The sequence below is a fragment of the Terrisporobacter sp. genome (assembly GCF_017888745.1).
Taxonomy (GTDB): Bacteria; Bacillota; Clostridia; order Peptostreptococcales; family Peptostreptococcaceae; genus Terrisporobacter.
In genome coordinates this window covers 1-5,577 of sequence record NZ_JAGHFM010000162.1, presented here as the reverse complement: position 1 = coordinate 5,577, position 5,577 = coordinate 1, and the positions used below count along the sequence as shown (strand labels likewise).

The 5,577-nt window shown below is 23.1% G+C and carries 5 protein-coding genes and 1 pseudogene; all 6 read left to right on the top strand.

What is annotated here, in order from left to right; translation table 11 throughout:
• Window positions 1-326: pseudogene (locus J7G74_RS07930) on the top strand (hypothetical protein); the annotation flags it as partial.
• Between the two features lie 362 nt (window positions 327-688).
• Window positions 689-1,240, top strand: a complete 552-nt coding sequence (locus J7G74_RS07925) for a sigma-70 family RNA polymerase sigma factor (RefSeq protein WP_297133855.1) — start codon at window positions 689-691, stop codon at window positions 1,238-1,240.
• Entirely contained in the window at window positions 1,230-2,714 is a 1,485-nt protein-coding gene (locus J7G74_RS07920) for a hypothetical protein (protein ID WP_297133853.1), read from the top strand. The genes J7G74_RS07925 and J7G74_RS07920 overlap by 11 nt, the downstream gene beginning before the upstream one ends.
• A gap of 432 nt (window positions 2,715-3,146) precedes the next feature.
• Window positions 3,147-3,686 carry an RNA polymerase sigma factor gene (locus J7G74_RS07915; RefSeq protein WP_297133851.1) on the top strand — a complete coding sequence of 180 codons (540 nt, stop codon included), beginning with the start codon at window positions 3,147-3,149 and terminating at the stop codon, window positions 3,684-3,686.
• A 15-nt stretch (window positions 3,687-3,701) separates the two neighbouring features.
• Window positions 3,702-4,451 carry a hypothetical protein gene (locus tag J7G74_RS07910; RefSeq protein ID WP_297133849.1) on the top strand — a complete coding sequence of 250 codons (750 nt, stop codon included), beginning with the start codon at window positions 3,702-3,704 and terminating at the stop codon, window positions 4,449-4,451.
• Between the two features lie 11 nt (window positions 4,452-4,462).
• Window positions 4,463-5,577, top strand: a 1,115-nt coding sequence (locus J7G74_RS07905) for a hypothetical protein (protein ID WP_297133846.1), incomplete at its 3' end; no start/stop codon positions are given.

Sequence of the window (5,577 nt, the reverse complement as noted above, 5' to 3'; positions counted from 1 at the left end):
GAAAAATACAATATAATAATTTAATAATATTGATGAATTTTATTTTTTTTGGAGGTATTGGATTTTTGTTAGGATTGGATAATCTTATTACTCAGTTAAAAAATAAAGGAAAATGGATGATTGATAAAAAGAAATTAATAATTTTAGGATTACCATCCTTAATACTATCAAGTCCAAATTTATTATTTTCGTTAATATCTCCATCAATACCATTCATATATTGTATAAGTTTTATAGCAAATGTAGTCTTGGGTTATACATTTGTATCAAGTTTTTATAAAGATAATTTGAAAATACTTTTTAATAATGATAGAAATATAAAGTAATGAAATCTATGTTTAAGTTTTTTAGACAGTAAAGAAATATAATTAATTTATCAAATTAATTAACTTACTATGTGCAATACTTATGAATACTATATTAGTAATTACTTTTGTAGTAGTAACTTTTGCAGGACTTGTAATAGATGAATTAGAATAAATAGATAAAAAATAGATATGTTTATATAGATAATCTAGTACTTATAAGAGGTACTAGATTTTTATTTTATAAGGATAAGTTTTATAATTTAATATTACTATAAAAACATATATTAATTTTTAATTTAAGAAAAATATAAAAAATGTCTGAGAGATTACAATGAAAATGAACGTAGTATAAGATATATAGTAAATAAGGGGGAAACTATATGGAAAAAAAGATAATTAAAATGTTACGTAAAAAAGATCCTAAGGGACTTGATTATACAATCGATATTTATAGCAAAAGAGTATATTTTCTAGTAGATAAAATTATAGGATTATATGGCAAAGAGGAAGTTGAAGAATGTGTCAGTGATGTATTTATTTCCATATGGAATGACATTGAAGACTATGATGAAAGTAGAGGAAAATTTAGTACTTTTATATTTATGAAAACTAAATATAAAGCTCTAGATTATAAAAGAAAGCTAGACAATAAAGATATAAATATAGTATCTATAGAAGACAGTTATTCAGATAAGGTAACTACAGAAGAAATAATTTTAGATAAAGAAATTAGTCAAGAAATTATAAATATTATAAATAGATTTAAAGAACCAGACAAAACATATTTTTTTCTTAGATATTTTATGCAATATAGAATAGATGAAATTGCACAAAAATATGAAACTACCAGATCATCGGTGGAAAACAGATTATATAGATGTAGATTAAAAATAAAAGAAGTTTTTGAAGGAGGAAAAATCTATGAAGGATAAGCAGATTTATGAGTTAATTAACAACATAGAAGATATTGAAAAATTAGATTTTGACTTTGATAAATTAGTAGAGGAATCAAATTTAGAGGAAAAAGACATTGATAATATAAAGATAAAAACTTATGAGAAAATAGGAATTTCTAATGTAAAAAAATATAAGTATAAAAAACTAGTAAGTTTGATTGCATCAATAGCTTTAGTAATTGTATTGGGAGGAACTATGGCTATTGCTATAGCAAATCAATTACATAAATATGATTCATCGAGTGGCAGAATTATAAAGAGTGAAGCTCCTATTTACATATTAAAAGAACCAATGACTAAAAATATAAAAGGAGGAAAAGTAACTTTAAAAAGTTTTGTTGTAAATCCTACCAAGCAAAGTTTTGAAAGTGAAGAAGACGTTACAAATATAGTAGATTATACTTATCGAAAGAATGAGTTAAAAGTAAATGGAAAAGATATATTGAATGAAGATTATGAGAAAAAAGATGAAACTGAAGGTATGAGTAATGACTGGTCTAAAGGTAATATAGGAATATATGATTACAAAAAAGGAGATAAAGTTGTCTATTCTCTAGTTCTTAAGGATCAATCAGGAAATATAAGTAGTGTAGATTTTGATATTGAATTAGTAGAGTCTAATTCTATTGAAGAGTACAATAAATACTTACCTAAAGATACCAAGTATGGTATAACTATGAGTGCAATATCAAAAGAAGAGAAAAATACTCTATATATAGATTTGATGGCAATACCAGAAAATGATAATTTTGAATTTGAAGTTGAAAGCTACGGCAATTACACAAAAACTAATAATAAAACAGGAATATATTTAGTAGATGCTAAAGGCAAAGAAGTAGAAGCCAAACCATTGGAAGAAGATAATGAAGTAAATAAATTCAAATTTGATATAGAAAACTTACAAAAGCCATTTAAAATAAAAGTTGATAATCTTAATATTTACTGTAGTGATTTAAAATATACAAATGTTACTTTACCTAGTTTAAAAGTAGATGAACATAAAAGAATTGATAAAGTTATAGATATAGAAGATAAAAATAATATATTAACAAAGGAAAGTTCTAAAGTTTTAATTCAGCGTATAGAACGTACTCAAAGTGATGGAAAAGATAACTATAATTTAATTGTGGATTATATTGATAATGACAACTCAAATATAAAACTTATGGGGATAAGCGTTGAGCCTAGGATATCTATTTTTCAAAGTATTAAAAAATTTATAAAGAGTCTTAGTTATATGATAGATACTATAAAATATGAAAATGAAAAGAGCCCACTAACTTGTGAATTATCTATTTCATCTTCTAGTACTGTTTATGAAGATGGATTATCTCGAGATATCACAGTTTCGATGCCTTATAGTAATAAAAAGTCTAAAAAAGCAAAATTAAAAATAAGTGGAAGTAATTATTTAGTAGAAGGAAATTGGGAGATTTTAATAGAAAAATAAAATTTATTTAGAATAGTTATAAACATAAAATATAAATTAAAAAGACTTGGTGTAAAACCCAAGTCTTATTTTATTTAAAAATAAAATATTTAATCGCAATAATTATTAATATTTAAATATATAGGCGATTCCATATGCTTAAGTGTTATTTTATAAATATGTTGGATATTTCCTTCACAAATACAGTTTAAGATATCATAATGTTCTTTCATTGTTTCTTCAAGACGTCCAGGATGAGAAAAGAGTCTATGGCAAGTTTTTTATTCTATACCTGTATGTATGACAGGAGAGGAAAGTAAATTTAATAATATGGCATATATAATTTTAAAAATTAAAATAATATAATGATTGATAAATTTTGAGAAATATTAAAACTTTTTATAATATATATACGAATATATATAAGTAGAAAATAAACGATGAGGGTAAGTAATGGATAAAGATTTAAGACTTATTAAGAAAATTAAAAAACGAAATAGTAGAAGTGCAGCAGACGAGTTAATTTCTAATTACTATAAAGAAATATATATTTATGTATTTAAACAAACATCGGATAAAGAGACTTCTATGGACATAACACAAGAGATTTTTATAAGTATGTTGAAAAGCTTAGATAGTTTTGATGAAAATAAATCATCTTTTAGGACGTGGCTATATAGAATAGCTACAAATAAAGTAGTGGATTATTTTAGATCTAAGAATTATAAATATACAAATTTAATAGAAACCATAGAAGATAAACAAATAGAAGATATTACAGATTTTACAGTTAATTTAGAACATAAAGAAGATGTAGAAAAAATACAAGAAATAGTAAATAAACTAAGCAGTGAACATCAAGAAATATTTAGATTAAAGATTTTTTTACAAGCAACTTTTTTGGAAATTTCAAAAATATTAGAGCTTAGTGAATCCACCGTTAAAACTAAATATTACTCGATTATTAAGAAAATTAAAAAAGAATTTAATTAAGTTTAGGAGGTTAAAATGGACAAGTTTAATATAGATATGCCTAGTGACTTAGAAATAAAAAAACAAGTTAATTTAATTTTAGATAAAGGATTAGAAAATAAGAAATCATTTTATTCATATATGAAGGAAATGTATAAAAATATAGGCTTTAAAAATTTATTTCATGATTCATCAGAACTTATATTTATAGGAGTACTATTTATCTCAATTGTAGTTTTTGTGATGCTATCTATAAGAAATGACTACATGATATCAAAAGAAAAAATATATATGTTCATATTTATAATCTCACCTCTATATTACTTATTAACAAATGTATTTTCACTAATTAATGTAAAGGAAAATAATACTTATGATATAGAGATGATTTGTAAATATAATTTGTATCAAGTGGCAGCACTTAGAATGTTAGTGTTTAGTGTGATTTCCATTTTTTCAAGTATGGTATTTGTATTAGGATTGTATAATCAAATAAATTTACTTAGAGGAATTATGATTTCTATTACTTCTATATTTTTATTTTCAGCATTATTTTTATACTCAATTACGAAAATAAAATACTATGCAGCAAGATATATAGTCATAGTAGGTTGGATTATAGGAAATGGTGCTTTACTTAGATTGAGCTCTAATCAATACTTTGAATTTTTACAATCGCTACCTTTAGCTGTATATGCCTTGGTAACTATAATATCGGCATTTATTTATTTTAAAAATATACGAATTCTATCAAATTATGAGAAAGTTGAGAGAACTATAATTTAAGGGAGGACATAATGACAATTGTAATAAATGAGTTAAAAAAGATTTTTAATTTTAAATCCATAATATTTTTAATTATTATAACTATTGTAATGTACAAGCTTTATATAATACCTTCAGATAGCCTAAAAAGTGGCACAGATTTCATAAATAATATTCATATACAAATGGTAAAAAAATATGGAAATTCTATGGATAAGGATGAGTATAAAGATTTTTTAGATACTTATAAGAAGAAAGTGAAAATAGCAGATGAATATATAAATAATAATGATAAATTTAGAAATTTAGGCATTTATAATTATGAAGAATATAATAAAATAGCTAGAAATAATGGTGAGGAAAAATATCAAAATGAAAAATTACGAGATTTATATTATGAGTACTTATATAGCGAAGATACAACTACATTTAGAGAATTAGATGAAATGGAAAATATAAAAATAACTTACGAAGCCAATGTACTTGAACCATTTGCTCCTATTTATAGTGACAATAAGAAAGCTATAGATAGACATATAGAAATAAAGAAAAATGAAGAAATACAATCTTTATTGCCGTATACAGTATTTGAAACTTATGAAGTTCAATTTAAATCCTTATCTATATTAATATTTATAAGTATAATATTTTTGATATCGCCTATATATTTAGGAGATAGACTTAATAATGTAGATTACTTGCAATATTCAAGTAAAAAAGGAAGGAAAATATTTAAGGGTAAGATATTAGCCTCAATGTTATCTTCAATAATTGTTGTATCTATAAATTTATTAATATTTTTTAAGTTTTATCTAAATGAGTTTACAAAGATATTTTTAGATTGTGGTATATCAGGGTATTATAATTCACCTATTCGCTCATGGTATCATTTAACTTTATTTGAGTATATATTAATTTCAGCGATACTTGTTTATATTTTAAGTATTGTAATATCATTACTTTCTTTTTATATATCTAGTAAAGTTAATAATTACATATCATTAGTAGGTATACAAGTACCAATTTTAGTTATGATTAATTTATTTTTATTAAAATATATATTAAATAATGCTACAAGTATGTACATACAAGTGAGTGGCTTCAATTATATAACCACATGGAAGTATTATATACATATGATTTATGG

Bases quoted from the DNA above. Each gene is read 5' to 3' on its own strand.
- J7G74_RS07925 (WP_297133855.1), top strand. From the start codon at position 689: ATGGAAAAAAAGATAATTAAAATGTTACGTAAAAAAGATCCTAAGGGA.
- J7G74_RS07920 (WP_297133853.1), top strand. From the start codon at position 1,230: ATGAAGGATAAGCAGATTTATGAGTTAATTAACAACATAGAAGATATT.
- J7G74_RS07915 (WP_297133851.1), top strand. From the start codon at position 3,147: ATGGATAAAGATTTAAGACTTATTAAGAAAATTAAAAAACGAAATAGT.
- J7G74_RS07910 (WP_297133849.1), top strand. From the start codon at position 3,702: ATGGACAAGTTTAATATAGATATGCCTAGTGACTTAGAAATAAAAAAA.